General features: G+C 41.4%; 2 protein-coding genes. Both read left to right on the top strand.

Features of this window, described 5'->3' with window-relative positions; all coding sequences use genetic code 11:
* Window positions 1-2,472 (top strand): T9SS type B sorting domain-containing protein (locus AC4PL9_RS03235; RefSeq protein ID WP_491603342.1); only part of this gene is annotated, 2,472 nt, incomplete at its 5' end.
* A 170-nt stretch (window positions 2,473-2,642) separates the two neighbouring features.
* On the top strand, window positions 2,643-3,232 hold a 590-nt coding region (locus AC4PL9_RS03230), incomplete at its 3' end, for a hypothetical protein (protein WP_491603341.1).

Here is a 3,232-nt window from a genome sequence, read left to right as displayed (position 1 = left end):
GCGAGTGACGGTTCGGTAGATTTGACAATAGGAGGCGGTACACCTGGTTATACGTATGCCTGGAGTAATGGAGCTATTACAGAAGATCTTTCGGGAGTGTCCGCAGGAACGTATACAGTGACCGTAACAGATGCTAACGGTTGTGTTATTACTTCATCGATTACACTTACAGAACCACCAATATTAACAGAGAATAGCACTGCGGCAGTATTTCCGGGGGGCTGGAATGTCTCGTGTAATGGCGCGAGCGATGGTTCGGTAGATTTAACGATAGGAGGTGGTACACCTGGTTACACGTATGTTTGGGATAATGGAGCTGGTACAGAAGATCTTTCCGGTGTTTCGGCAGGAGCTTATAATGTAACTGTAACGGATGCGAATGGTTGTGTTATTATTTCTTCAGTATCATTAACTGAACCTCCGGTAATAACAGAAACAATGACGGCTACAATTTTTACTGGTGGCTGGAATGTCTCGTGTAATGGAGCCAGCGATGGAAGTATCAATTTGTCAGTCAACGGAGGTACTCCCGGGTATACTTACTCATGGGATAATGGTGCTGTAACGGAAGATCTTTCCGGTGTTCCGGCGGGAGCTTATTCTGTTGTGATTACTGATGTTAACGGGTGTACATTACCTGGGACAATAACTTTATCGGAGCCTCCAGTTATTACTGTTTCAGCTCAGGTTATTTCAGATTATAATGGAGAAGATATAAGTTGTGCAGGGGCGTCGGATGGTGTGGTGATGGCTACAGTTAACGGGGGGACTCCGGGGTATGTTTATGCCTGGACGGATGCAGGAGGAAACGTAGTAAGTACACTTCCGAATGCAGGAAGTTTAAGCGCAGGGGTGTATACTGTAACAGTAATGGATCAGAATGGTTGTACGACTTCTACAACCATAACAATACAATCTCCCGCTCCCTTAAATACAGTTTCGCAAGTAACAACAAATTACAACGGAGAAGACATATCTTGTTTTGGAGCTTCAGACGGAGGTGTAACAAGTACTCCTTCAGGAGGAGTTGCTCCTTATACTTATGAATGGACCAATTCCAGTAATGTACTGGTAAGTAATACACAGTCAGTTTCAGGGCTTTTAGAAGGTCTGTATACTGTGTTGATTACCGATGCCAATGGGTGTCAGTTTGCAGATCAGGTGATCGTAGAAGAGCCGGAAGAATTACAGGTAAATAGTACTGTGACCTCTGATTATAATGGTCAGGATATTAGTTGTTATAATGCAACAGATGGTTCAGCAACGGTTGTGGTTGTGGGTGGTACGGGACCTTTTACTTATATGTGGATCGATGCAGGAGGACAAAGCGTGGGGAGCACACAAAGTGTTTCCGGTTTAGGAGCAGGAACTTATACGGTTGTGGTTACGGATGTGAATGGTTGCCAGTCAACATCTACAGTAGTATTGAGTGATCCGGGTCCTCTTTTTACGGATATAAATACATTGACAGATTACTTTGGAATGCCGGTTAGTTGTGAGAATAATGAGGATGGAACGATAGAGGTTGTTTTTGGCGGAGGAACACCTACCTACACAATTGTCTGGCATAATCCTCCCGGGAATAACTCTTCGCTATCCGGTTTGGGAGTAGGGCAATATGATGTGACTATCTTTGATGCGAATGGTTGTCAGGTCAGTGATAACATTATTTTAGATGCTCACCCTGTACCTGAAATTTCGTTGTCGACTCCTCATAGAGTTTGTTTAGGAGATGAGGTAGAGATTTCGTGTGCAACAGATTCGGATAACACGGTACTATGGACATTCTCTAATGGTTTGACAAGTTCTTCTTGTGCTCCTGGAACGATCACTGCAAATTGGCTGGGATGTATAGATGCAGAAGTTGAGGCGATAAGTTCATTTGGGTGTGTGACAACCCAAATGGTGAGTGACTATATTTGTGTAGAACCTCTACCGAATCCAAATTTTAGTTCTACACCAAAAGATCCTTCATTTATTACGCCATCTGTATATTTCACGAATCTCTCTTCCGGAGCAGAAGCGTATCAGTGGAGTTTTGGGGATGGGTCTGAAGATTCAAATTTAGAGAATGTACAACACCTGTTTCCGGATCACGGTCCCGGAGAATATCTTGTGACTTTAGTGGCTACTTCAGCATACGGTTGTATAGATTCAATAACAATGCCGGTAACAATTGGTAATGAATTGATTTTTTATGTGCCAAATGCCTTTACGCCTGATGGAAAAGGAGTAAATGAGGTGTTTATGCCGGTCTTTTATTCAGGGTATGATCCGTATGATTATACGTTGTTAATTTTTAACCGGTGGGGAGAAGTACTGTTTGAATCACACAATACAGAGGTGGGATGGAATGGAACTTATGGAGGTGTAGAGGTGGAAGACGGTGTGTATATCTGGAAAATTATGGTAGGAGATCTTCAAAATGCCCAACGAGTTGAACAAATAGGACACGTTACATTACTTCGCTAATGAAAAGAGATTAAAAACAGATGAAAAAGTCCGGTTAATTACCGGACTTTTTTGTTAAAAGAAGAGTATTTCACAGTTCCGCGATAGCTTTAAATATAAGATGTTCGCCCTATTGTAAATATCTTAAAAGAGAGTCTATTTTTGAAGAATAAATAGAGTACCTTTTTCACATGAAATATTTATCTGCTGTAGTATTATTTTTTCTTGGGAATATAGCCTTTGGGCAAGGAGATTATATCGCTTTGAAAGATCATTTTTCCTTTCTGGAATTACCTTTTGATACTCCGCTGGATTACTTTCCGGTAGCTGGATATGATGACCGTTATAGTGTTGAGATTGAGTTTGAAGCCAATCCAACTCTGCCAATGAATGAGGTGACTACCCTTTTTTCAGAAAAGTATACAGATTTTGAAAAAGGAGTACGTTATTATTCTGTTGGGAAAGTAGAAACATCTGTAGTAAAAGGACTTTTAGTGTATGTAGTAGTTCGAAATCCTGCTGATGGAGGATTGGAAGGGCATTATGAGTTGATTTTGTTTTCAGGTGATCACACCAAAGTGTTGGTGGTGGGGCAAGCTGCCAGTAGGTATTATGATCGGAACGATCGCTATTTTGTACATGATTTTAGCGAAACAACACGAATAGAAGAAATCGAAGACCAGTTAGTTTTAACAAGTGAAATAAGTAAATCGGAACGGATCAGGACAGAGGAGAGTATGGAGGTGGTTAAAGAAGTAATAACCCGGGAAAAGTATTTTGT

This window comes from Wandonia sp. (genome assembly GCF_984588085.1).
This window is presented reverse-complemented; position numbering and strand designations above follow the sequence as displayed.